This is a genomic window from Chloroflexota bacterium (assembly GCA_020850535.1).
GTDB lineage: Bacteria > Chloroflexota > UBA6077 > UBA6077 > JACCZL01 > JADZEM01.
Genome location: JADZEM010000123.1, coordinates 64,087 through 86,831 on the forward strand (window position 1 = coordinate 64,087; position 22,745 = coordinate 86,831).

Here is a 22,745-nt window from a genome sequence, read left to right on the forward strand (position 1 = left end):
GTTCACGGCGCGCCCTCCGCCAGCCGATACCCGACGCCTCGGACCGTCTGGACCCAGCGGGGGCGCTGCGGATCGTCCTCCAGCTTGCGGCGCAGGTTCCCGACGTGGACATCTACGACATGATCGTCGTAGAACGCGCTGCCCCAGACCCGGTCCAACAGCTGCCCCCGCGTAAAGACGTGGCCCGGGTGCGCCGCGAGGATGGTGAGGATCGCCAGCTCGCGGGCCGTCAGCGTGACCGGCTCGCCGCGCTTGCAGACCAGATGGCGGGCCGGATCGATGGTCAGCTCGCCGAACTGGAACGGCTCGGGGGGCGGCGGCTCGGCGGCAGCGCCCGTGCGGGGCCGTCGGAGCATCGCCTGGACGCGCGCCACCAGCTCACGCGGGCTGAACGGCTTGGTCAGGTAGTCGTCCGCGCCGACAGACAGCCCGACAACCTTGTCCACTTCCTCGGCGCGGGCCGTCAGCATCACGATGTACGCGTCCGAGAACTGGCGGATGCGCCGGCAGACCTCCAGGCCGTCGAGGCCCGGCAGCATCAGGTCCAGCACCACCAGGTCTGGCTGAGCTTCGCGCGCGAGCGACAGGGCGGCCACGCCGTCGCTGGCCGTGTAGACCTCGTAGCCCTCCCGTTCGAGGTAGCCTTGCACCAGCTCGACCAGGTTCGCCTCGTCGTCGACGACCAGGATGCGCGTTGCGTCCGCTCGGCCTGCCATGCCTCCAGTATACGGTGGGGCGGCGGGTCAGTCGGGCAGCTCGGCGTCCGGGTGCATCGGTCGTTACGACCGTCAGCGTCTCCACTTCAAGCACGTTGCTACCCGGATGATCGTCATCGGGATGGCAGCATTCTCGCTGGCGCTGGTGCTGGCATCGCAGCTGGTGGCCAATGAGATCGTTGGGTTCACGCCGTCACTGGTGGTCGCCGGGGTGATCGCTGGAATGATTGGCGCGGTCTGGTGGATCATCCCCGTGACCATGAAGGGACGGCGTGCCGCGCGGTAGTACCGTGCATGCACGCCGGTGACAGGCGCTCGACTACGACTTCCCGCGACGAGAATCCTTGGCCGCCCGAGCAGTCGCCATGCTAGAACGGTCATGACGGACGTTGCCACCGGCGTGGCAGCGAGATAGGGAGATCATGGGACGATTCCGAGTGCGGCGGCTCCTGCTGGCGGGTGCGATGGCGTTCAGCGTGGCCGTTGGCGTTGCCGCCGTGGCCGAGTTTGACGAGATGGGGACGGCGTTCGCCCAGGTGGTGAACCCGAACGGCGAGACCGAGCTGGATGGGGTCGTCGAGGCGATGCCGGCGACGGGCCTCATCGGGACGTGGCAGGTGAGCGGTCGGACCGTGGTGGTGACGGACGCCACCGAGATCGATCAGGAAGAGGGACCGCTGGCGGTCGGTGCGCTGGTCGAGGTGGAGGGCAAGGAGCAGCCAGACGGCTCGATCCTGGCGCGCGATCTCGAAGTCGAGGACGAAGACGACTAGCCGGCCGACTCGCGCCACCGGGCCGCAAGCTCCATTGCGCGAGCGCTCCGGCCAGTCCGGCCGACAGGCACGAGGTCTGGCCGCTGACTAGCTGGTCGGGGGCTCCAGGCAGGGCGTGAACTCCTGGCGGATGTACTGATGGTTGGTGGCGGATCCGCCGCTCAGGACCAGCTCGACGTCGATCCGCTCGGCGATGCTCGGAATGGTGACGCTGCCGGAGAAGAAGCCTGCGCCGGTGGCGTCGGTGCGGAGCGTCCCCACGTGATGGTGGTCGCCAGCCGATCCGCCGCCGGCATCGACGTAGACATCGTAGGTCGTGTCCGCTGGCGCTCCCGTCAGCGAGGCTTCGACGCGCACCGCGACGCCGCCTGACACGCTCTGGGTGTAGGCGGCAGCGGCGCCACTGCCGATGGACGCCAGCTCGCGCGCCAACGGCCCGCTGCAAGATGGCAGGGCCGTGCTGGTCGGCGTGCTGGTGATGGTGGGCGCGGCTGTACTGGTGGCCGTGGCCGTTGCCGTGCTGGTCGCGGTGGCCGTTCGGGTGGCGGTGGCTGTGCTGGTGGCAGTGGCCGTGCTGGTGGCCGATGGCACGGGCGTCAGGGTACTGGTCGGTGTTGGAGAGCCTGTCGCCGTGGCCGTCGGCGTCCGCGTGCTGGTCGGCAGCGGCGCGGTTGGCGTACGGGTTGCCGTACTGGTCGGCGTCCGGGTGCTGGTCGGCGGCACAGCGATCGCAGTGCTGGTTGCCGTCGCGGTCGGCGTCGGGACGGTCGTCCCGATCACCCCGACCGTCCCCGTGGGCGTCGGGACGCCGCTCCGGACCACCTCCACGCCCGTGCCCGCGCCGTACGATCCGGTCAGCGGCTGGCTGACGATGATCGAGCCGAAGCCGACGACGATGCCGGTCTCCGAGGCGGGCGGCGTGCCGATCTGGATCAGGTCGCCAATGGCGAAGCCAGCCGTGGACGCGACGTCCAGGCGGACGGTGCCGCTGGGCGCGGCGGCGATCAGGAACGTCCTGCCAGCCTGCGGTTGTTGTGGGGTGTCGCGCTCCTGCTGCTCGCGCTCCTGGTTCTGGGAGCCGTGCTGCGGCGCGGTGTACGAGCCGGTTCCGATGCCCGGGTTGTCGGTGCCCGTCGGGTTACCGCTGGTGGTCGCCTCGGTCACGGCGTTGTACAGCGAGCCGGCCGCGTCAAACCTGCTGTCGACGATGTCGCCGCGCGAGGTGCTGGTCCGCTTCTCGCCGCGCCGTAGCTGCATCCCGGCGCGCGGAAAATCGACGATCCCTTCGCCAACAGCCAGCGTCACGTCCCCGGATGGATCGACATGGTGGCCGAAGACGGTCCCACGCACCACCGCCACCGAGCCGCCGGCCTCGATGCGGTACGAGGAGCCGGGTGACGAGAGGGTGACCACGCGATGGACGGTGGTGCCGACGACGCTTTCGATGGTGATAGTGGTGACCTGCCCCTGACGGGCCAGGTCACGCAGGACGATGGTCGTGTCCGCGCCAAGCTCCAGCTCGGACCCCTCGAAGAAGGTGACGAGCGCGGCGGCGCGCCCAACCGTGGCGATCTGGTCGCCCTCGGCGAGCGCGAGTCCGCTGCCGGCCGGCGAGACGGGCGTCCCATCCGCCCGCAGCACGCCGACCGAGCCGCGCAGGACCGTCAAGGTCGCCCCGGCTGCGATCTGCGCGCGGGCCAGCCCGGCCGCCGTCTGGGCCGTGCCAAGGAGGCCCGCAGCCGCAACGGCAAGCAGGATCAACAGCCTGACCCCGATCAGACCGGCGCGCCCCGAGGCCCGAAGCCCCCGCTTCAAGCTGCCCCCCACTCTTCGACGCCGCCCCCGAAGGGCGTGCCGCGCTACTCACAACTCCGTCGTGTGCCGTCCATCAAGAACGGACGAGCCAACACAACGGCCAGCGCGACCAGCCCCCGAAGAGCGTCCACGCACAGCTGCTTCCCGCACTGTACTCGATTGTGCGCCCCGGCGCGAGGCCGCTGCGCCCCCTTCGGTTGCGATTCGGTGGAGATCGCCGTCAACCCGGGCCCACCGGGGGCGACTGGCCCACCGTGGGGTGATGCCCGCGCCATCGTAGCATCCTGACGGAAGCATGACGATACCCCGTCTTCGGTACTGTGGTACAGGGGTCGGCGGGCCGATCGGGGCGGCCGGCGCCGACAGATCGCCCGAGAGAAAAGGCCGAGCCCGTGGGATCAGGCCCGGCCGGCGCCGAGGAGGGGGGCATCCCACCGGTCGGCGCTGCCAGCGTACACGGTGTCGGGAGCCACACCAAGTGACACGTTGGTCCCGACCGCCAGAGCACGCCCTGCCCTGCCAGAGCGCCCGCGTGAGAGCTGGCGCTCGTCCCGTCCGCGGCCCTTCGGACGGAACGGCACAATGGGAGAGAAGCGGAAAGGCGGCATCGTCGCCGCCCGCACTCCCGGCGCTGTCAGCAAGGCCACCAGCTGCCTTGGGGGGACTACCCCACGCCAGACTTACCCGCCGATTCTATTATCGACGATATTCACCCGGCGTACATCTCCTGGCTGGTAGAGGTTTGGTTACCGCAACGCCTGATCGAGAGATATATAATTCGTGTTAGAAAATGGGAACAACCGCCAAAAGGTGACCGCTGGAACGGTTCGTGCTACACAATACGGTCAGGAAGCAGTGGTCACCAGCCGCCGCATCCGCCCTCGCAGCCCGCGTACGTGTCAGGTGCGCGGGCTTTTCTCTGCCTGGTTTCTGGTGGACGACGCTGACAGCGCCGTCCGGCCGTGCGCCGTCAGCGTCCACAGGCGGGCCTGGGCCGGCGTGCAGGCTGCTGCGATGGGGCAGCTTTCGCAGGGCGAGGCGCACGGCATGGCGAGGGGCGCGAGGTACCCGCGACGCTGGAGATCGTCCAGCATCGGGCCGAGCAGCCGTATGCTGACCCCCAGCGAGCGGGCAAGCTCGTCCGGGCGGGTCACCCGCCCGTCGGCCAGCGACTGGAGCACCTGTCGGAGCATGACTCAGCCTCCCAGCCCGAACAGCGACAGCCCCTGATAGAGCAGCAGCCCTGCCAGCAGCGAGATCGACAGCGAGAGGCCGAGACTGAAGAGGGTCCAGCGCACGCTCTGACTCTCGCGGTAGATCATCGTGACGGTCGCCATGCAGGGGATGAACAGCATCTGCATCGCCAGGTAAGCCACCGCCCCGGCGACGGACACCTGCTCGGCCATCTGCTCGGCCAGGCCGACGCCTTCCTCACCGGCGCCGTAGAGCACGCCCAGCACGGCGATGGCGTTCTCCTTGGCCGGGAAGCTCGCCAGCAGCGCCACGATCATCCGCCAGTCCATCCCCATGAGCTGGCCGAACGGCTCGACGGCCTGCCCGAACATCCCGAGCACGCTCTCTTCGACCTCTGACCCTGGGAAGCTGCTGAGCGCCCAGACGGCGATGGACAGGACGACAATCGGGCCGGCGGCCTTGCCCAGGAACTCGCGGACGTTGTTCCAGACGAACAGCCCGATGGTGCGCGCGTTGGGCAGGTGATAGAGCGGCAACTCCATGATCAGGGCCAGTTGCTCACCACGGAACAACAGCCGGTGCAGCACCACGCCCAGGACGCTGAGCACGACCAGGTTCAGCGCCACCAATCCGGCGGCCACCAGCGGCGCGGCGTCGGAGAAGAAGGCCGGGACCAGGAACGCGAGGACGGCGAACCGCGCCGCGCACGGCACGAACGGCGCGAGCACAATCGTCAGCAGGCGGCTCGACCGGCTCTCGAGCACCCGTGTGCCCATGATGGCCGGCACGTTGCAGCCGAACCCGAGCACCAGCGGCAGGACGCTCTTCCCGTGGAGGCCCATCGCGTGCATGCACCGGTCCATCACGTAGGCCACCCGCGCCAGGTAGCCGGTGTCCTCAAGCACGCCAAGCGCCGCGAAGAAGACCACCAGGACCGGCAGGAACGTCAGGACCGTTCCAGCCCCCCCGAGCACGCCATCGATGAGGAAGCTGGCAAGCCAGGCCGGCTGCAAGCCCATGTCGTCACGGATCCACCCGCTGAGCCCATCGACCACGGTCACTTCGAGCCACTCCTGGAGCGGCGCGGCCAGCGTGAACGTCAGCCAGTACACCAGGCTGAGCATGCCCAGCAGCATTGCGAGGCCGAGGAATGGATGGGTTGCCACGCGGTCCACCCGCTCGGTCAGCGAGGCGGCGGCAGTCGCGGGCTGGACCGTCGCGGCGCGGGCCACCTCCTCGATCCAGGCGTAACGCGCACCGGCGATGTCGAGCATCGCGCCGGGGTGCTGCCCGAGCCGCGTCTGAATATCGTCCCAGGCGGCGGTGGTAAGCCAGCCGGGCGCTCGATCCGTCAGGTCACGGTCGCCTTCGAGCAGCTTCAGCGCGACCCATCCTGTCGAGTACGGCGCGGGCACCGAGCCGTTCAGCGAGGTCTCAATCGCCTGCACGGCTTCTGCATGCGGGAGGGTCAGCAGGGGCCGTCGGGGGGCAACGGTCGCGCGGCCATCGACGACCTGTGCGACCGTCTCCACCAGGCGTTCGATGCCGTCGCCGCGCGTCGCGATCATCGGCACCACGGGCAGGCCCAGCTCGGCCTCCAGCCGGCTGGCGTCGATCTGGAGCCCATGGTTCGCGGCGACGTCCAGCATGTTGAGCGCCAGCACGACCGGTGACGGCAGCGCCAGCAGCTCGGCCAGGAGGTAGAGGTTGCGCTCCAGCGCTGTCGCATCAGTGACGAGGACAATCGCGTCGGGACGCGCTTCCAGAATGTAGTCCCGTGCGACCAGCTCCTCGGCTGAGCTTGCGCTCAAGCTATAGGTACCCGGCAGATCCACCAGCTCGAGCACGAGGCCGTTGCGCTCCAGCGTGCCGGTTCGCCGCTCGATGGTCTTGCCGGGCCAGTTGCCGACGTGCTGGCGCAGGCCGGTCAGCGCGTTGAAGACGGTGGACTTGCCGACGTTCGGCTGGCCGGCGATGGCGACCGAGATCGTGCTGGACCGCCGATTGAGCAGCCCGAGACCGCCCGACCGGCTGGGCGCACGAATGTCACCGTGCTGGCTATGGCATCCCATGGCACGCCCCCTCCAGAAGAATCCCAGCGGCGACTTCCCGTGCCAGGGCAACCCGCGTGTTGCGAACGAGCACGATCATCGGGCCGTGGCTCGCGTTCCGAAGCATCTGCACCTCCGTCCCGATCGAGAAGCCGAGCGCGGAGAGCCGCGACAACGCGCCATGCTCGCCGGTGATCCCGCTGACGACGCCTCGTTCGCCGACGACAAGCTGGGTGAGGAAGTCCTGGGCTGGTCCACTCATAGGGGGCCTCCTGTCGAGCCGAGCGGCTCGATGCTCGAATGCGGAGTGAGGAATGGGTTACACTGTGTCTTAGCTCTTACTAATCTGCTGTGGCGCGATGTGGTTCGGTCCTGTGTGGGGTGGGGTTAGGGAGCGGACGCCTACGCCGCGACGACGAAAGCGACGATCGGGTGGGTCGGACACCGGCCCCCAAAACGGAGGCTGGTGATGTCCCCTGTACAGCTTGTGCTCGCCGCGCTCAGTACGGCTCCGGTCCGCTCACTGACGCTGCAAGCAGGCAAGTCGATTGTGGGTGCGCTCCTGGACGACCGTGCCAACAGTCGGTTGGAGCGGCAGTATTGCGCCTGCCGGCCAACGCGGCGGGCGGCGGGCGAGCGGCGAGTCAAGGAAGTCGTCCCTGGCTGCGTCCGCGTGAGCCTCCCCGGGCTCTGGGGCGACCCGGAGTGGGCCGCCGAGCTGGAGAGCAGCCTGCTCCAGCTCAACGGCATCCGCGATGTCCAGGCGAGCTCACGCACGGGACGGGTGCTCATTCTCTTCGATCCCACGGTTGTGGCGTACGATGAAATCGACCGGCTGCTCGTGCAGGAGCCCAGTGAGGCGCTCGTGACCGATGCCGCCGTTGGCGAGCACACCGTCGACGATCACACCATCGGCGACCACACCATCGGCGAGCACGCCATCGGCGTTGGCCGCGTCGTTGCCCAGGTGCTCCATGTGCCCGTTGCCGTCGGGCAGGGCGAGCAGGTGATCGACCTCGCCGTTCACGCGGCTCGGTAGCGCCGCGCCAGGGTCCCGATAGGCAACAAGCTGTGCCGAGTGCAGCACGACGGCCACGGTGCTCAGGTTGTGGACGACGGCGCCCACGAGTGGGGACATCAGGCCGAAGGCGCTCAAGCCGATGCCGAGCAGGTTGATCCCAATCGCCGCCGCGAAATTGTGGTGAACGACGTCGAGCGTGTGCCGGCTGAGCCGAATCACGCTCGGCACCTGACAGAGGTCATCCCCCGCCAGCGCGATGTCCGCCGCTTCAATCGCGACATCCGTGCCGACCGTCCCCATGGCAAAGCCGATGGTTGCCGCTGCCAGGGCCGGGGCGTCGTTGATCCCATCGCCAACCATCGCCACCTGATGGCCGTCCGCTTGCAGCTGGTGGATGAGGGTGAGCTTGTCCTCAGGCAGGACGCCTTCCAGGTACTCGGACACGCCAACCCTGCTGGCGATACGCGCGGCAGCGGCCCCACGGTCGCCCGTCGCAACGACGAGCCGCCGCATCTGCGCTGCCCGCAACTCGGCAACAGCCCGACGCGCCTCGGCGCGGATCTCCTCTTCGATGCTGATCCAGCCCAGGAGGCGGCCGTCGGCGACGACCCAGAGCAGCGCTTGCTCCTCGTAGCCGGCCTGGGTAGCTGGCACGTCGATCTCATACTGGGATAGCAGGCGTCTGCCGCCAACGGCCACGCTGATGCCGTCCACGTTCGCCCGGACGCCGACGGCCACGAGCGTCTCGTAGTCGGCAGCGGCAGGGGCTACGATGCCGCGCTCGTCGAGGTGGCGCTGGATCGCCGCAGCGAACGGATGATGCGAGTGACGCTCAGCGGCGGCTGCCAGGGCGATGACCCGCGCTGGAGCCACGTCCGGCGCGCACGAGACGACCTCGCTGACGCGGGGGATGCCGGTCGTCAACGTTCCCGTCTTGTCGAAGACCAGGGCGTCAATGTCGCCGGCCAGCTCCAGGTACAGCCCGCCCTTGATCAGGACACCGCGCCGGGCCGCGTTGGCGATGGCCGCCCCGATAGCTGTCGGCGTCGAAAGACCGGCCGCACACGGACAGGCGATGACCAGCATGCTGAGGCTTCGTCGGAAGTCGCGCGTCAGCAGGAACACCGTGGCCGCCAGAGCAAACGACCAGGGCACGAAATGCTCCGAGAAATGGTCCACGGAGCACTGAATTGGCGCGCGATGCTCGCGGGCCTCTTCGACGCGCTGAATGATCCGGCCGACAGCCGTGTCGTCCCCAACGGCCGTCGTTCGGATGATGATGTGGCCGGCCTCAACGATGGTGCCGGCGAACACCCGGTCTCCGGCCACGCGGGCCACTGGCATCGCCTCGCCCGTGATCGCGGCCTGGTTGACCGTCGCCTCGCCGTCCTCCACGACACCATCGACGGCGATCTTCTCACCCTCATGGACGCTCACGAGCGTATCTACAGTGATCTCGGCGACCGGAACCCGGACCTCCTGGTCGTTGACGATGATCCAGACCCAGGCGTCGCCCACTGAGAGCAGATCGCGGATCGCGCGGCGAGACTTCCGAAGCGTGAGCGCCTCAGCCAGGTCGCCCAGGTTGATCAGCCAGACCACCACCAGGCCCGTGAAGCTCTCACGCAGGATCAGCGACGTGAACGTGGCGCTGCTGATCAGCAGATCCATGTCTGTACGCCTCTCCTTGAGGAGAATCATCAAGCCACGGCGGAAGATCGGGTAGCCGGCCACCAGGGTGGCGACTGACGCGAGGCTGAGGAACGGCGTCCCCGCCAGCAGCGCCCCGCCGCCCACCAGCCGCTGGAACGCAAAACGGCCCAGGACCGCCCCGCTGAGGGCGATCCGAATGACCGAGGCGAGCATGCCCGGCTCGCCGTCCTGCTGCTCGCGCTTCCGAGCAGGGGGTGGCGGGACGGCCGGCGCGGTTGCCGTCGTCTCCAGGATCGCCTCGAGCGACACCACGCCTGGGGCATATTCAACCAGGACACGCCCGCTCCCTGGATTGGCCTGGACGCGCTGGATGCCACGGAGGGTAGCAAGCGCCCGCTCGATGCCGTGTGCCCGGTCCGGCCGGCCGTACAGACCGGCTACCCGCAGACGAACACGGCCAGGTAGCTGCGTGATGACCACCACGTCAGCCATGGTGCATCTCCCGTATCGATGTTCAAAGCCGGAGGCCCGTACCGGCCCACGGTCGGTACCGTGGGCCGACCAGCGTCATCGAGCAGGCGGGCGACGCAGCCAGCGCCAGATGTCAGCCAGCAGGCCGGCGGTCAGCGACGCCCCGATGGCGATGCCCAGGAGGCGCGTGAAGAAGCCAGTGCGGACCATCGTGGTTCCGACACGATCCCAATTGATGCCATCAGCTTGATTGGTAGGCCCACCAAACTGCCCAGAGTTCATGAGGATGCTCCATACAAGGGAAGAGGCTCGCCAGCAAACGTGGCGAGACTGCGACCAGTCATCGATAAGCAGAGCAGCGCTCTATGCGCTCGTGCGTGTTCCCAGGCGGGGGGTCCCAGGCGGGGTCAGTCGCTCGCAGCGTCACCGTGCAGGTCGTGCCGAGCTTGCGCCCGAATGTCCGCGACGTCCTCACTCAGCTCGTTCCAGCGGAGCATGGCCGTTTCTTGCATCGCGATTGCCTCGCGTACCGCGGCGACGGCGACGGGGCGGCCAGCGCGAAGGATGAGCGACCGGAGGCCCATCCCGACGAAGGCGCCGGTCAGGCCGATCAGAAACGCAGCGCGCGGTTGGACATACGTGCTCATCGTTCTTGCCTCCAAACGTCATGAGCAGTTTCGCGCAGTGAGCATGGTGCATCGCCGCAGGGCTGCAACCGAGCCCTCAGTGATGCAGCATGGTGGGAGCGCGACCGTGACAGGCTCCGGAACGGCCGTGGACTCGCACAACTCGACGTGACCGCGAGGTTGGCGCATCGCGCGGAGCCGACACGATGGTCAGCGCTCTGGCACATCAACACAAGTGATGTGAGCTACTGCTAAGATACGACGTTCAGGTCAGCTCCACCGTTGACAGTTGTCCCGCGAGCAGGGTGACGCGTGTCCCAATGCCACGGGGATCATCGCGTTTCCGCGACCACCGTTGTCCGCGCCGATGTTTGCAGCTGTCGACTCGCTGCCTCGCCAGCCGGAGCAGCCGCCGCCCCGCTCACGCGGCCCGAGATGAGACATCCTTCTTGAGACGCGCTGGCGGCCCGGTCCGGAGCCGCTCCGAGAAGTTATGTTTCCGAGACGAAAGGTGCTGTATCGCGCAACGTCGCTGTGACGCCTGCGCCCGTACGATGGCGCTCGCCAGGGAGGCGAGGCCAGATGGGCAACCAACAGGCGATCGATCGGGGCGGTGCGCGGCAGGCGCGACCGAGCCAGGCTGCACCAGCAGCCCCGGCGTCGGCGCTTGCTGGGCGTAGCCGCTCGGGCGAGCCGTCAGTCGGTCGCTCGGCGGGCGCACAGGCCGGCGACGGTCGGCGTGCGTTCGGGCTGGTCAGCCTTCCCGGCGCCACATGCGAGCACACACTCGCGTGCGGGCCGCTGCCGCTGCTCGGGGCACAAGGGGTGAGGAGCCCCGAGCGTGCGGAGATGGCTCAGGAAGGAGATGCGGCCGGAGCATGGCTTTGCCAGCCCACGGGCGGGGACACCCTCAGCTCGTGCTTGACGGACGGACAGGCCGCGCTGGCCTGTGCGGGAACGATACGCGTGCCCCCAGCACGGGACAGCCGGCCTGTACCACGCACGGACTGGAGAGACGATGACCGAGGACGGGACCACCGACGGAGCGGCGTCGCGCCTGACCGCCGTGCCTGTGCGCGATGCGAGACTGGCACGCGGCAGCATGCGCGCCGCGCTGACGGCGCAGGACGTCCGTCGCTTGACACTCTTCAAATGGCGGTACTCACTCGAATCAGCGGGCTTCAGCTCGCAGCAAGCAGCGCGCCTGCTCTTCCTCAAGTGGCTCCACGCTCGGCGCGGGCCGGCGGGGATCTCCTGAGCGGGGATCTCCTGAGCAGGGTCTTCCGAGGGGCAGCTCTGGGGATCTCGGATGCCTTGCCGCTGCCGGACGTAACCAGTACGCTTCCTGCCAGTCGCTCCGACGATCCTGGGCGACGGGTGATCCCTCATGGACGAGCTAGCGTACCGTATGCGGCCGGCCGAGCCGGACGATCTGCCCCAGATCAGGACCACCATCACGGTGAGCCTGGCACACCCGGAAGGCCGTGGCCGTGGGACCAGTCTGAAGACTGCGCTCCAGCGGAACGAGCTTCTGTTGCTGGAGCGGTACGACGCTCGCGAGAAGGACTGGGTGATCGGCGGGTTTGTCGAGTTCCACATGCGAGTCGACGACACGCTGACGCTGCGGGATCTTGGGACGGCCGGCGAGACGCCACACGCCGGGGTTGCGAAGCACTTGCTGAGCGAGCTGTTCAGTCAGCTCAGCCCGCTGAGCGCGACCTGCGTGGTCCGGCGCGATGCCACTCCCTGGAACGAGATCCTGGCGAGCATCCCGGGCTTCACCGTGGACGGACCCCCGGAGTACCGTCGCCCTCACTACTACAACATCTGGAAGTGGTCGCCGGAGCTGGCTCAGCAGGCCCAGGGGAGAGCGCGCACGCGTGGCGCGCCTCCGCGTGGTGGGCCGAGAGCGGGGCGGCGCCGCTGACCGTTCGCGCACTGGTTAGGCGGATCATGCCTGTGTTTGACGCTCGATCGGTTCCTGTTTCACTGGCCGTGGGACGGTCGGAGCGCACGGGGGTGCGGCCGTGATGTACGACGCCGACACCTTCCTGCAGTTCCTGGCCGCGGAGCGGCGCCTCTCGCCGAACACCCTGGCGGCCTATCGCAATGACCTCCGACAGTTCGAGGAGTATCTTGCGATCCGCCAGCACGACCCGTTGGGGAACGGCACGTCGAACGGCTCTGCGTCCGTTGGGCCAGCTGACCCCACGATCGCTTCCCGCGAGCAGGTGGCGGGCTTCTTCCTGAGCCTGCGCGAGGACAAGGGGTACTCGGCGGCGACGATCGCCCGGAAGATGGCGGCCGTCAAGTCGATGTTCCACTACCTCACGCGGCAGGGCGCCGTCACCGCGAACCCGACCGCCGATCTCGGCTCGCCCGAGGTCAAGAAGCCGCTGCCGAAGGCGATCTCGCCAGAGGACATCGAGCGGCTGATGCGGCAGGCCGACAAGAAGGGCACGCCCGAGGGCCTGCGCGACCGCGCCATGCTCAACCTGCTGTATGCCACCGGCATGCGCGTCTCGGAGCTCGTGACGCTCGACCTGAGCGACATCGACTTTGAGAAGGGCGCCGTGCGCTGCGTCGGGCGGGGGCTGCGGGTGCGAAGCCTGCCGATCGACGCGCGGATCCTGGTCGTGCTGCGCGACTATCTGGAGCGTGGCCGCTCGCAGCTCGTGCGCCCGGGCCAGCCGACCTCAGCCCTGTTCCTCAACCACCGGGGCCAGCGGCTGACGCGCCAGGGCTTCTGGCTGATCATGAAGGCTGTCGCCCGCGAGAGCGGCGTGACCGTTGAGGTGACGCCGCACACCCTGCGCCACTCGTTCGCGGCGCACCGCCTGAACGATGGGCTGGCGCTCCCCAAGCTGCGCGAGCTGCTGGGCCATGCCAACATCTCCACGACCCAGATCTACACGCAGCTCAAGAGCGAGGGGCCGCGCCAGCTCGTGCCGCCGCCGCACCACCACACGCGTCTCGCTGTCGTCGGCGGCCGGCGCGGCTAGAAGGGGTAGGGTCATGGGTCGAAGGTCGTGGGTCATGGGGCAAACGGCGGCGAGTCGCTCGTCCATCCCCACGATCTACGACCCACGCCCCATCACCCGCGTCCCGTGACGACCTCATCTTTGGCCTACCGTGTCCGGGAGGCGGCCTCCAGCCTGCGGGGCCGCCTGCCAACCCTGCCGAAAGTCGGGATCATCCTCGGCTCGGGGCTGGGGCCGCTGGCGGACGAGGTCCAGCACACGACCGTGGTGCCCTACGCCGAGATCCCGCACTTCGCGGTCTCGACGGTGGCCGGCCACGCCGGGCAACTGGTCTCCGGGACGCTCGAAGGCGTGCCGGTGGCCGTCCTGCGCGGGCGCGTCCATTACTACGAAGGGTACTCGCTGCAGCAGGTGACGTTCCCGGTCCGGACCTTGCGCCGGCTGGGGGCGCAGACCCTCATCATCACGAACGCGGCCGGTGGGCTGAGCCCTGACTACCGTGCCGGCGACGTGATGGTGATCCGCGACCACATCAACCTGCTCGGGCTGGCCGGCCAGAATCCGCTGATCGGGGCCGACGAGCCAGAGCTGGGCATTCGCTTCGTGGACATGAGCGCGCCGTACGACGCTGTCTTGCGTGGGCGTGCCGTGCAGCTCGGGACGGACCTGGGCGTTCGGGTCCATGAGGGCGTGTACGTGGTGGTGGCGGGACCAAACTACGAGACGGGCGCGGAGCTGCGCTACCTGCGCGGCATCGGCGCGGACGCCGTTGGCATGTCCACCGTCCATGAGGTGATCGTGGCGCGACACGAGCGGATGCGGGTGCTGGGGATCTCGGTCATCACGAACAGCGCCGCGCCGTCGCCGGTCGTGGCCGACGTCAACCATGAAGAGGTGCTCTCCGTGGCCGAGGTGGCGGGCGCGGGGCTGGCGGGCATCGTGCGGGGCATCCTCCGCACGCTCGATACGCCGGCCGGCGGCGCGGGCGGCCCGGCATGAGCGTCAACGTCCACTTCCTGCCGGCAGCCTCCTGGCCAGCCGTGAGCCGGGCCGTCCGCAACAGCGTCATCGGCGCGCTCGTGGCCGGGACGCTGCTGCTGCCGTTTCCGCTGGCGCCGCGATTTGACCATGCCCGGCCGACGCTTGATCTCGCCGTACGACCAGGAGATACCCTCGCCGCCCAGACCCCGAGCGATCTCATCGCTCAACCCTCGCTGCGTGCCGCGGAGGCGGGGCAAGACTGGTCAGTTTCGGCAGATGAGGGCGGACCGCTGCTGGCCTCCATGCCGGCCGAGGCCACGGACACCGGCATCACTCTCCCCCCGCTCCGTGAGATTCCCCTTCAGGTCGAGGCCGACGAGCGGCTGACCACCCTCGAGCGGCTCCTTGCGACGCCGCGCCCGGCCCGCGATCCCATCGCCCTGGCCGGGCGGGTCAGCGGCACGCTTGCGCCGTGGACGGCCAGCCAGCCGTTCAGTGGGCCGCTGGCCGTCGGGCACCAGACGACGTTCTTCGTCCTCGATCAGACGGACAACACCTACAAGACCCGCGCGGCCACGCTGCGCCTGGTGTCCGGGTACGCCTACTGGTACGTCCAGGACGGTGAGACGGTCCGCGACGACGAGCTGGCGCTGGCCGCAAAGCAGTTCGACGAGCAGACCGTCCCGACCGTCCACCGCGTCTTTGGCACGGAGTGGATGCCGGGCATCGATGGCGACGCCCGCATCACCATCTTCCTGGGGCAAGCGCCGGGCGTCGGGGCGTACTTCTCGTCCTGGGACGAGTATCCGCGCTCCGTCTATCGGTACTCGAACGAGCGCGAGATGATCCACGTCAATGTCAGTTCGGTGCGGCCGGGCTCGGTCGGCTTTGACGGGACCATCGCCCACGAGTACCAGCACATGGTGCACTGGCATCTCAACCCCCAGGACGACACCTGGGTGGACGAGGGCATGGCCGAGCTGGCGTCCTCGCTGGCCGTACGGGGGCGCTCTCCCAGCACGGCGAGCTTCCAGCGCCAGCCCGACGTGCAGTTGACGGCGTGGTCTCAGGGGGCGCAGACAGGCCTGCACTACCAGGCTGCCTACCTGTTCTCGCGGTACTTCGCGCAGCGCTTTGGCGAGGATGCTGTCGCGCGGCTGCTCAGCGAGACGGGTCGCCCGCCCGACACGGTCACGGCCTTCCTGAGTCGGAGCGGCCTGGGGATCACCTTCGAGGACGTGTTCGAGGATTGGATCGTCGCCAACCTGCTGGACGATCCCACGGTTGGGGATGGCCGCTTCGCGCACGAGGGCCTGGAGCACCGCGCGACGCCCACGCTGTCGTTACGCCCTGATGGGCAGCCAGCCAGGAGCGAGGTCCAGCAGTTCGGGGCAGAGTACGTCGAGTTGACGGGCGACGGCTCGGACGCCGAGCTGTCGTTCGCAGGCGCGTCGAGTGTGCGGCTGGTCGGCGCAGACGCTGCCAGCGGCCGGAACGTCTGGTGGACGAACCGGGCGGACGGCATGGACTCCTCGCTGACCCGCCGCTTCGACCTGACCGGGCTGACCGGCGCCACGCTGCGCTTCAACCTCTGGTACGACACCGAGCGTGACTTCGACTTCCTGTACGTGCTGGTCTCGACGGACGGCGGCACGCGCTGGCACGTGCTGCACGGCCCCTCTGCAGATGACGCGAACCCGACCGGCAACGCCATCGGGCCGGGCTACAGCGGACGGAGCGGGCAGGCTGGCAGCCAGCGCGGCGATCCGACCTGGCTCGCGGAGAGCATCGATCTGACGCCGTTCGCGGGCCGCGAGGTGCTGGTACGCTTCGAGTATGTGACGGACCAGGGGTACAACGCTCAGGGCGCGCTGCTCGACGACATCGAGATCCCGGAGCTGGCTTTCCGCGACGACGCCGAGGCTGATGCTGGCTGGACGGCTGAGGGCTTCCTGCGGTCGGCCAACCAGATCCCGCAGACCTGGAGCTTGCGGCTCGTCGAGCAGCAGCGGGGGGGCCAGACGACGGTCCGCGCGCTGCGGGTGGACGCCAACGGTCAACTGACAGAGCGCATCCCGAGCCTCGGCGGCAGCACCGAGCGGGCCGTGCTGGTGATCAGCGGCCTCTCGCCGCGCACCCTTGAAGCCGCGCCGTACACCCTGACGCTGCGCCCGAGATAACCTCAGCCCCGGCGCGCGTTCAAACCTGCTGGGCCAGTGCGATGGCTCCAAGCACCCCCGCGCGGTCCCCGAGGCCCGGCGGCACGATGTACTCGTCCACGCGGTCCAGGATCAGCGGGTGCTGCAGGTAGCCGTTCAGCAGCGTCCGCACCTCCTCGCGGATCATCGGGAAGAGAAACGCCTGGTGCATCACCCCGCCGCCGAGGATCACCCGTTGCGGGGAGAGCGTCAGGCTGAGGCTTACCACGCCGAGCGCGAGGTAGTGCGCCTCCAGCTTCCAGGCCGCATGCTCGGGTGGGAGCGTCTCGGCTGGCTGGCCCCAGCGTTGGCTGATGGCCGGTCCGGCCGCCAGCCCCTCCAGACAGTCGTCGTGGTACGGGCAGAAACCCGAATACGGATCGGCGGCCGGATCGCGCGGCAGCAGGATGTGCCCCATCTCCGGGTGGATCAGCCCGTGCAGCAACTGGCCGTGCACCAGCGCGCCGCCGCCGATGCCCGTTCCCACCGTCAGGTAGATCAGGGTGTCCTGCTGCTGGGCCGCCCCCCAGCGATGCTCGGCGAGGGCCGCGCCGTTCACGTCGGTGTCGATGGCGACGGGCAGCCCGAGCGCCCGCTGGATCGGCCCGCGCAGATCGGCAAAGCGCCAGCCGGGCTTGGGGGTGGCCGTGATGTAGCCGAACGTCTCCGAGCGGGGGTTGAGATCGACTGGCCCGAACGACGCGATCCCGATGGCCGCCAGGGGCGCCTGCGCGTGCTGCTCCTGGAGGAACGCGATGGCCCGCCCGATGGTCTCGTCGGGGGTCGTCGTCTCGATGACGGTCTCGGCGCGAAGGTCGTCTGGCCCGGTCCCCACGGCGCACACGAACTTGGTGCCGCCCGCCTCGATGCCGCCGTACAACCGCTCCATGCTCGTATCCTCCCGAACGACCGTTGCGGCGAGATTATCTCTCGGTAACAGCCTTACCCGCTGCTATCGTGAGAGGATGGTGTACGCTGATACCGGGCGTGGGCCTACCGCAGTCTTGCGAGCGCGGCGTTTGGGGGAGGATCTCACGGCGATGGAAGCCACGACACCGTTCGGATCGGCGCAGCCGGAGCTGCCGCCAGTCGCCCAGTTCCGCCGTGAGCTGCTGGAGAACCTGCACGACCGCGTCGGCACCGACCTGTCGTTCGCGACGCCGAGCGAAGCGTACCTGGCGCTGGCCTACACCGTCCGCGACCGTCTGATCCAGCGCTGGCTCGACACCCTCCACGCCGGCATCGACAGCCAGTCGCGCTTCGTCTGCTACCTCTCCGCCGAGTACCTGATCGGCCGGCAGCTCGACAACAACCTGCTGAACACCGGCACCGAGGACGTGGCCCGCGAAGCCCTCTCCGACCTCGGCCTGAGCCTGGACGAGCTGCGGGGCCTGGAGTCCGAGCCGGGCCTGGGCAACGGCGGCCTGGGGCGGCTGGCGGCCTGCTACCTCGACTCGCTGGCGACGCTCCGCATCCCGAGCATCGGCTACGGCCTGCGCTACGAGTTCGGCATCTTCCGGCAGGTCTTCCGCGACGGCTGGCAGGTGGAAGAGGCGGACGACTGGCTGCGGCGCGGCAACCCCTGGGAGTTCCCGCACCCGGAGATGGCGATCGAGGTCGGGTTCGGGGGCGGCACCGAGAGCTTCATCGACCCGAACGGGCGTTTCCGCGTGCGCTGGCACCCGGATCGGACCCTCGTGGGCGTGCCGTACAACACGATGGTCCCCGGCTACGAGAGCGGCGCTGTCAACACGCTGCGGCTCTGGCGCGCCCAGGCTACCCGCTCCTTCGACCTGGACGTGTTCAACGCCGGCGACTACCTCCGTGCCGTCCACCGCAACATCCTCTCCGAGAACCTGACCAAAGTCCTCTACCCTGAGGACAGCACGCCCCAGGGGCGGCAGCTTCGGCTGGAGCAGCAGTACTTCTTCGTGGCCTGCTCGCTGAAGGACGCGCTGCGGATCGTGCGGGTCATGGGCCTGCCCATCGAGGCGTTGCCGGAGAAGGTCGTCTTCCAGCTCAACGACACCCACCCGTCGATCGCCATTGTCGAGCTGATGCGGCTGCTGCTGGACGAGTACGGCATGGCCTGGGATCCTGCCTGGGCCGTCACCACCCAGGTTTTCGCCTACACCTGCCACACGCTGTTGCCCGAGGCGCTGGAGACCTGGCCCGTTGCGCTGATCCAGTCGGTGCTGCCGCGCCACATGGAGCTGATCTACGAGATCAACCGCCGCTTTCTGGAGTCCGTGCGCGCGCAGAACCCGGACGACCTCGGCCGGCTGGCCCGGATGTCGCTGATCGCGGAAGGGCCGGAGCAGCGCGTTCGGATGGCGAACCTCGCGGTGGTCGGCAGCTACGCCGTCAACGGCGTGGCCGAGCTGCACTCCCGCCTGCTCCGCGAGCAGACCCTGCGTGACTTCGCCGAGCTGTGGCCGGAGAAGTTCCAGAACAAGACGAACGGCGTCACGCCGCGCCGCTTCATGCAGCTGGCAAACCCCCGTCTTGCCGACCTGATCTCGTCGCGCATCGGCCCCGAATGGCTGACGCAGATGGACGATCTGCGCGACCTGGAGTCCCTGGCCGAAAGCCCCGAGTTCCGGGCCGAGTGGCGGCGTATCAAGCAGCGCAACAAGCAACTGCTGGCCCTGATCATCCGCGACCGCACCGGCGTGACCGTCGATCCCGCCTCGCTGTTCGACGTGATGGTGAAGCGGCTCCACGAGTACAAGCGCCAGCACCTCAAGCTGCTGCACATCATCACGCTGTACAACCGGATCAAGGCCGATCCCGCTGCCAGCGTCGTGCCGCGCACCGTCATCTTTGGCGCGAAGGCCGCGCCGGGCTACCGGATGGCGAAGCTGATCGTCAAACTGATCAACGACGTGGCCGCCGTGGTCAACAACGATCCCGACGTAGCCGGCCGCCTGAAAGTCGTGTTCCTGCCGAACTTCAACGTCTCGCTGGGCGAGCGCGTCTACCCGGCCGCCGACCTCTCGGAGCAGATCTCGCTGGCCGGCAAGGAAGCGTCCGGCACCGGCAACATGAAGCTGGCGCTGAACGGCGCGCTGACCATCGGGACGCTCGACGGCGCGAACATCGAGATCCGCCAGCTGGTGGGCGACGAGAACTTCTTCCTCTTCGGGCTGACCGCCGAGGAGGTGGCCGAGCACAAGGCACGCGGCTACCGCCCGCGCGACTACGTGACCGCCGACCGCGAGCTGTCGCTGGCGCTGGATCAGATCGCCTCAGGCCACTTCTCGGACGGCGATGCGGGCCTGTTCCGCCCGATTGTGGACAACCTGCTCAACGACGACCCGTTCATGCTGCTGGCCGACTTCCGCTCGTATATCGAGACGCAGGAACGAGCCGAGCACGCCTACCGCGATGCCGACCACTGGTCGAGGATGTCGATTCTGAACGTGGCGCGCTGTGGCTACTTCTCCTCGGACCGCTCGATCCGCGAGTACTGCGAGGAGATCTGGCGCGTCACGCCTATCGACGTCCCGGGCAACTCCGGCGAGGACATCGATGCCAGCCAGCGGCTCGGCCAGCCGAGCGCCGAGGAGCAGACCAGCCTGCCCGAGCTGCCAGACGACGAGCGCGACCTGCTCTGCGATCTCGCGATGCTGGTGGGCCTGGACGTGATGCATGCCACCCACAGCGGCGCGCAGGGGACGCTCATCGAGCTGGCGACGGCGGTGGCCGCCCCGACGGCCGTCGCGCGCTTCCTGACCCGCAGCGCCCTGGTGCGCTCGCTGGTGCCCTCCGACGTCGAGGCCATCGAGCGGAGCGAGCGGCTGATCGGCCGGCTGCGGAAATCATACGACTTGCGCTCGCGGGACGGCCGCGCGGCCCTGCACGACGACGTGCTGGTGCAGTGCCGGGCGGCGATGGATCTGCTCACAACCCGTGCGAAGCCGCAGGACGCCGCCGAGTTCGCGCGGTGGCTGCTGCTGGTGGGCGAGCGGGTGGCCGAGGCGTCCGTCGAGCCGCAGCCGGGCCGCCCCGAGCGCCAGGTCAGCGAGTCCGAAGTGGCGGCGCTCCGGGAGCTCGCGGCGGCGTTGCGCGTCGAGGGGTAGACGGGCCGGTGTCGGGTGCTGGGTTTCAGGTTTCAGGGGCGCGCACCCACGTCGTCAACGGTCATCCTGGGCGGCGGTCATCCAGCACCTGTCATCCAGCACCTGTCATCCAGAGCGGTGGTCATCCAGCACCTGTCATCCAGAGCGGTGGTCATCCAGCACCTGTCATCCAGAGCGGTGGTCATCCTGCACCTGTCATCCTGGGCGGCGGTCATCCTGCGCGGCGGTCATCCTGCGCGGCGGTCATCCTGCGCGGCGGTCATCCTGCACCTGTCATCCAGAGCGGCGCGAGCTTGCGAGCAGAGCGAAGGATCTCACCCGCTGACCGTCAACGCTCGCGTCACCCACTGACCGTCAACGTTCGTGTGACGCCCCGACCGCCAGCTTATGCGTCACCCGCTGACCGTCAACGCTCGCGTCAGCGGGTGAGGTCCTTCGCTGCGCTCAGGATGACAATTGGGAGTCGCAGCTTTACCATGACATTCTGCTGCCTACGGACGGCTGCCTACTGCCTCGGCTTGCTCAGCTCCGTCTGGAGGTCCATGTTGAGGACCGTTGCGGCCCGGCGGACCGGCTCGTAGGCGGCGTCCGACGTCTCGGCGACGCCTCGCGTGCCGATGGCATCGTCGAACAGCTTCTGGCCGTCCTCGCGGGCCGAGATCCGCAGCAGCGCCTCGCGGGTCTTCTTGATGATGTCCGGGGAGAGGCCTTTGCGGAACGCCACGCCATCGTTGGGGATCGGCGGAGACTCTTCGAGGATGCGGATCTCCTTCTCGGCGTTCGGGTAGACCGAGTTGAGGCGCGGGATCGAGTCCTTACCCATCGCGCCCGCGTCAACCTGTCCCTGGAGCACCGCCAGCCCGACCTTGTCGTGGCCGCCCGCGAACACCTGCTGCCCGAGGTCTTCCGGTTTCAGGTTGTGCTCGGCCAGGATGGTGCGTGGGAACAGGAAGCCGGAGGTCGAGCCGGGATCGACCCAGGCGAACCGCTTGCCGCGCAGGTCCTCGACCTTCTGGATCGGCGAGTCCACCCGCGTGACGATGGTGCCCCAGTACTGCGTGCCGACGCGCGTCACCGAGACCAGCGTCATATCGGCGCCGCACTTCTCGCGCGCCAGGATGTACGCCAGCGGGCTGACCCACCCGATATCCACACGGTCCGCGCACATCGCCTCGACGACGGCTGCGTAGGAGGTCGGCACGTCGCCGGTGTAGGTGAGCCCGGTCTCCTTCTTCAACTCGTCTGAGAGCATCTGCATGCCCTTGACCAGCCGGCCGGACTCGACGAACGGGACAATCGCCATCTTGATCGGGTTCTCCGTCGACCCGAGTGAGCGATTCCCGCCCAGCTGCGAACATCCGACCAGCAACGCCGCGAGCAGCGCCCCGGCGAGCACCACGATCCGTGACTGTCTCTGCCCTGTCCACCACATAGCCGACATTCTATCCGAGTCGGCAGCCGGCAGTTTGCAGGGCACGGTCGGGGTGCGCCGTCAGCGGCGGCGAGGGCGGTCCGCGGTGAAGGTGGCGTCGAGGCCCTTCAGCAGCTCTTGCTTCTCGGCGTCAGACAGGCGCGCCTCGGGGTGGAGCGGCAGGTAGATCGGCAGCGGCATCTGGCCCTTCTCGATCTGCTCACGGAACTCCATCGCCTCACGCTGCGGCAAGTCCCACTCCGAGAAGTTCATCTTCAGGCGCGCCTCTTCGATATCGTGCGCGATCAGCCACGAGACCGGCGCAACGTAGCTGTACCAGGGGTAGCGGACCTGATTACTGTGGCAGTCGAAGCAGGCGCGGACGGCAAGCTCGCGGGTGCGCGGGCTGTCCCAGTTCGGCTCGCGGCGCACAGGGGGATCAGTCGTCGGGCGGCCAAAGGGCACAAGCTGCAGCCCAACGAAGACGACGACCAGCACGCCGACCAGTCCCAGTACGATCCGCTTCCCTTTGCCACGCATCGACACGTCCCCATCGCCAGGGCCTCGTGCCACGCCACGAGAGACGCGGGCCGGCTGCCCCAGGCTCCCCCAGAATACGCCCTGGCCCTGCCTTCCGGATTAACCGGAGCTGCTAACCGGAGCTATTAGCCGGGCTTGTGAGCGCTTGGACCCTCTGGCACCGCTCCCCCTCACGCACCCCTCACCCCGGCACCTCACTCTCAAGGGGCGAGGGGAGACCCACTCGATCTGT

General features: G+C 68.6%; 19 protein-coding genes. 8 read left to right on the forward strand and 11 right to left on the reverse strand.

Going from position 1 to position 22,745, the window contains the following annotated elements:
- Positions 1-2 precede the first annotated feature (2 nt).
- Entirely contained in the window at positions 3-716 is a 714-nt protein-coding gene (locus tag IT306_17650; GenBank protein MCC7370253.1) for a response regulator transcription factor, read from the reverse strand.
- A 121-nt stretch (positions 717-837) separates the two neighbouring features.
- Here IT306_17650 and IT306_17655 point away from each other — a divergent pair, with 121 nt between their 5' ends.
- Both IT306_17655 and IT306_17660 read left to right on the forward strand, forming a co-directional pair.
- Positions 838-1,002 (forward strand): hypothetical protein, encoded by a 165-nt coding sequence (locus IT306_17655; GenBank protein MCC7370254.1) that lies wholly within the window; start codon positions 838-840, stop codon positions 1,000-1,002.
- 136 nt (positions 1,003-1,138) lie between these two features.
- Positions 1,139-1,489: a hypothetical protein gene (locus tag IT306_17660; protein ID MCC7370255.1), complete on the forward strand. Its 351-nt coding sequence runs from the start codon at positions 1,139-1,141 to the stop codon at positions 1,487-1,489.
- Positions 1,490-1,576: 87 nt separating this feature from the next.
- Here the strand turns inward: IT306_17660 and IT306_17665 are convergent, their stop codons facing one another.
- From IT306_17665 to IT306_17695, 7 genes are all read right to left on the reverse strand, one after another.
- Positions 1,577-3,304 carry a FecR domain-containing protein gene (locus IT306_17665; protein ID MCC7370256.1) on the reverse strand — a complete coding sequence of 576 codons (1,728 nt, stop codon included), beginning with the start codon at positions 3,302-3,304 and terminating at the stop codon, positions 1,577-1,579.
- An 899-nt stretch (positions 3,305-4,203) separates the two neighbouring features.
- Positions 4,204-4,497 (reverse strand): hypothetical protein, encoded by a 294-nt coding sequence (locus IT306_17670; GenBank protein ID MCC7370257.1) that lies wholly within the window; start codon positions 4,495-4,497, stop codon positions 4,204-4,206.
- Between the two features lie 3 nt (positions 4,498-4,500).
- Positions 4,501-6,570: a ferrous iron transport protein B gene (feoB, locus tag IT306_17675; protein MCC7370258.1), complete on the reverse strand. Its 2,070-nt coding sequence runs from the start codon at positions 6,568-6,570 to the stop codon at positions 4,501-4,503.
- Complete coding sequence (locus IT306_17680) at positions 6,557-6,811, reverse strand: ferrous iron transport protein A (protein MCC7370259.1); 255 nt, start codon at positions 6,809-6,811, stop codon at positions 6,557-6,559. The genes feoB and IT306_17680 overlap by 14 nt, the downstream gene beginning before the upstream one ends.
- 507 nt (positions 6,812-7,318) lie before the next feature.
- Complete coding sequence (cadA, locus tag IT306_17685; protein ID MCC7370260.1) at positions 7,319-9,715, reverse strand: cadmium-translocating P-type ATPase; 2,397 nt, start codon at positions 9,713-9,715, stop codon at positions 7,319-7,321.
- A 75-nt stretch (positions 9,716-9,790) separates the two neighbouring features.
- A complete protein-coding gene (locus tag IT306_17690) occupies positions 9,791-9,976 on the reverse strand; it encodes a hypothetical protein (protein ID MCC7370261.1) in 186 nt (61 codons plus the stop codon).
- Positions 9,977-10,101: 125 nt separating this feature from the next.
- Positions 10,102-10,341 carry a hypothetical protein gene (locus IT306_17695; GenBank protein ID MCC7370262.1) on the reverse strand — a complete coding sequence of 80 codons (240 nt, stop codon included), beginning with the start codon at positions 10,339-10,341 and terminating at the stop codon, positions 10,102-10,104.
- Between the two features lie 997 nt (positions 10,342-11,338).
- Here IT306_17695 and IT306_17700 point away from each other — a divergent pair.
- The 5 genes from IT306_17700 to IT306_17720 all read left to right on the forward strand — a co-directional run bounded on the left by IT306_17700 (position 11,339) and on the right by IT306_17720 (position 16,462).
- Positions 11,339-11,578 carry a hypothetical protein gene (locus tag IT306_17700; GenBank protein ID MCC7370263.1) on the forward strand — a complete coding sequence of 80 codons (240 nt, stop codon included), beginning with the start codon at positions 11,339-11,341 and terminating at the stop codon, positions 11,576-11,578.
- A gap of 129 nt (positions 11,579-11,707) precedes the next feature.
- Positions 11,708-12,247, forward strand: a complete 540-nt coding sequence (locus tag IT306_17705; GenBank protein MCC7370264.1) for a hypothetical protein — start codon at positions 11,708-11,710, stop codon at positions 12,245-12,247.
- A gap of 103 nt (positions 12,248-12,350) precedes the next feature.
- Positions 12,351-13,322, forward strand: a complete 972-nt coding sequence (locus IT306_17710) for a tyrosine-type recombinase/integrase (protein ID MCC7370265.1) — start codon at positions 12,351-12,353, stop codon at positions 13,320-13,322.
- A gap of 120 nt (positions 13,323-13,442) precedes the next feature.
- Positions 13,443-14,300, forward strand: coding sequence for a purine-nucleoside phosphorylase (locus IT306_17715; protein ID MCC7370266.1), 858 nt, complete (start codon positions 13,443-13,445; stop codon positions 14,298-14,300).
- Positions 14,297-16,462, forward strand: a complete 2,166-nt coding sequence (locus tag IT306_17720; GenBank protein ID MCC7370267.1) for an immune inhibitor A — start codon at positions 14,297-14,299, stop codon at positions 16,460-16,462. The genes IT306_17715 and IT306_17720 overlap by 4 nt, the downstream gene beginning before the upstream one ends.
- 19 nt (positions 16,463-16,481) lie before the next feature.
- Here the strand turns inward: IT306_17720 and IT306_17725 are convergent, their stop codons facing one another.
- Positions 16,482-17,369, reverse strand: coding sequence for an ROK family protein (locus IT306_17725; protein MCC7370268.1), 888 nt, complete (start codon positions 17,367-17,369; stop codon positions 16,482-16,484).
- Positions 17,370-17,520: 151 nt separating this feature from the next.
- Here IT306_17725 and IT306_17730 point away from each other — a divergent pair, with 151 nt between their 5' ends.
- Positions 17,521-20,562, forward strand: a complete 3,042-nt coding sequence (locus tag IT306_17730) for a glycogen/starch/alpha-glucan phosphorylase (protein ID MCC7370269.1) — start codon at positions 17,521-17,523, stop codon at positions 20,560-20,562.
- A 505-nt stretch (positions 20,563-21,067) separates the two neighbouring features.
- Here IT306_17730 and IT306_17735 read toward each other — a convergent pair.
- Both IT306_17735 and IT306_17740 read right to left on the reverse strand, forming a co-directional pair.
- Complete coding sequence (locus IT306_17735; protein MCC7370270.1) at positions 21,068-21,961, reverse strand: phosphate/phosphite/phosphonate ABC transporter substrate-binding protein; 894 nt, start codon at positions 21,959-21,961, stop codon at positions 21,068-21,070.
- A gap of 93 nt (positions 21,962-22,054) precedes the next feature.
- Positions 22,055-22,513, reverse strand: coding sequence for a heme-binding domain-containing protein (locus IT306_17740; protein MCC7370271.1), 459 nt, complete (start codon positions 22,511-22,513; stop codon positions 22,055-22,057).
- Between the last annotated feature and the right edge of the window lie 232 nt (positions 22,514-22,745).

Coding starts and splice junctions, on each gene's coding strand:
- IT306_17700 (MCC7370263.1), top strand. CDS start 11,339: ATGACCGAGGACGGGACCACCGACGGAGCGGCGTCGCGCCTGACCGCC.
- IT306_17660 (MCC7370255.1), top strand. CDS start 1,139: ATGGGACGATTCCGAGTGCGGCGGCTCCTGCTGGCGGGTGCGATGGCG.
- IT306_17690 (MCC7370261.1), bottom strand. CDS start 9,976: ATGAACTCTGGGCAGTTTGGTGGGCCTACCAATCAAGCTGATGGCATC.
- IT306_17650 (MCC7370253.1), bottom strand. CDS start 716: ATGGCAGGCCGAGCGGACGCAACGCGCATCCTGGTCGTCGACGACGAG.
- IT306_17705 (MCC7370264.1), top strand. CDS start 11,708: ATGGACGAGCTAGCGTACCGTATGCGGCCGGCCGAGCCGGACGATCTG.
- IT306_17695 (MCC7370262.1), bottom strand. CDS start 10,341: ATGAGCACGTATGTCCAACCGCGCGCTGCGTTTCTGATCGGCCTGACC.
- IT306_17740 (MCC7370271.1), bottom strand. CDS start 22,513: ATGCGTGGCAAAGGGAAGCGGATCGTACTGGGACTGGTCGGCGTGCTG.
- feoB (MCC7370258.1), bottom strand. CDS start 6,570: ATGGGATGCCATAGCCAGCACGGTGACATTCGTGCGCCCAGCCGGTCG.
- IT306_17680 (MCC7370259.1), bottom strand. CDS start 6,811: ATGAGTGGACCAGCCCAGGACTTCCTCACCCAGCTTGTCGTCGGCGAA.
- IT306_17725 (MCC7370268.1), bottom strand. CDS start 17,369: ATGGAGCGGTTGTACGGCGGCATCGAGGCGGGCGGCACCAAGTTCGTG.
- IT306_17730 (MCC7370269.1), top strand. CDS start 17,521: ATGGAAGCCACGACACCGTTCGGATCGGCGCAGCCGGAGCTGCCGCCA.
- cadA (MCC7370260.1), bottom strand. CDS start 9,715: ATGGCTGACGTGGTGGTCATCACGCAGCTACCTGGCCGTGTTCGTCTG.
- IT306_17655 (MCC7370254.1), top strand. CDS start 838: ATGGCAGCATTCTCGCTGGCGCTGGTGCTGGCATCGCAGCTGGTGGCC.
- IT306_17720 (MCC7370267.1), top strand. CDS start 14,297: ATGAGCGTCAACGTCCACTTCCTGCCGGCAGCCTCCTGGCCAGCCGTG.
- IT306_17710 (MCC7370265.1), top strand. CDS start 12,351: ATGTACGACGCCGACACCTTCCTGCAGTTCCTGGCCGCGGAGCGGCGC.
- IT306_17670 (MCC7370257.1), bottom strand. CDS start 4,497: ATGCTCCGACAGGTGCTCCAGTCGCTGGCCGACGGGCGGGTGACCCGC.